Annotated in this window: 2 protein-coding genes; both read right to left on the bottom strand. The window is 35.5% G+C overall.

Features of this window, described 5'->3' with window-relative positions:
* Positions 1 to 93 (bottom strand): CpsB/CapC family capsule biosynthesis tyrosine phosphatase (locus AB0N03_RS52590; RefSeq protein WP_364389065.1); only part of this gene is annotated, 93 nt, incomplete at its 3' end.
* A gap of 54 nt (positions 94 to 147) precedes the next feature.
* Positions 148 to 843, bottom strand: a complete 696-nt coding sequence (locus AB0N03_RS52585; protein WP_300883823.1) for a polysaccharide biosynthesis tyrosine autokinase — start codon at positions 841 to 843, stop codon at positions 148 to 150.
* Positions 844 to 1,010 lie beyond the last annotated feature (167 nt).

Here is a 1,010-nt window from a genome sequence, read left to right as displayed (position 1 = left end):
GTCAATTGCTGATTTCAGCATTGTCAGAGTATCTCCAGAAGTTTTAGCTCCATCATCTATACCCGGTAAAATATGGCAATGAATATCAATCATTTGCTCTCCTCTTCTACAAATTTCTGTCTTTTATTTGATTCAAGTTTATTCCAATTACTCTACTCCGTAGTAGTAATACGACGGTGAGTCAGAAGAGTCTACCCCATGCAAAACAACTCCTAATATATTTGCATTAACTTGTTCCAGCATTTTTTTTGTTTTTGCTAAACTCTCTTTTTTTGTTTCATAGGCACGTACAACAATAACCACTCCTCCTACATAACTACTCAAAATTTGAGCATCAGTAACTGCAGAGAGAGGTGGAGTATCAATCAAAACAACATCAAAGAAATCGGACACAGAGTCAATCAAATTCTTCATTGCACTAGATGCTAATAATTCCGCTGGATTAGGTGGAATTGGACCAGAGGTAATTATTGTAAGATTTTCAGAAAGTCTTGTCCCTTGTATGGCATCTTCAATCGAAGATTGATGCATTAAAATATTGGTTAACCCTACTCTATTTTGTACTTTAAAAGTAATGTTAACAGTCGGTTTACGAAGATCACTATCAATTAAAAGTACTTTTTTACCTTGTTGTGCAAAAGCAACAGCTATATTAGCACTCGAGGTTGATTTACCTGCAGCTGCTTCTGAAGATGTTACTAGAAAACTTTTAATCCCTTGATCCGCCATTTTAAAATCAATGGTCGTACGAATCGTACGATATTGTTCAGAAATAGGTGATTGAGGATTGACACTGGTAATAATATAACGATTGTTGTCTATGCTTCTTTTATTTTTAGCCATCCTGAACTCCTATCTTTTATTCCTTTTTGATGATCTATTTACTTTATGGTCGCTAGGCGGACTTGACTTAGTTCCCGATTGCGTGCCATTTTTATTTGTATTTTTATTAAAATCACTCATTTGAGCATAGGTTGTTACACCAAGAACCGTGAGCCCCAGAGCTTCAA

Source organism: Amycolatopsis sp. NPDC051061, from assembly GCF_040682935.1.
Taxonomy (GTDB): domain Bacteria; phylum Actinomycetota; class Actinomycetes; order Mycobacteriales; family Pseudonocardiaceae; genus Amycolatopsis.
The sequence above is the reverse complement of the archived record's forward strand: the minus strand, read 5'-3'. Positions and strand labels throughout refer to the sequence as shown.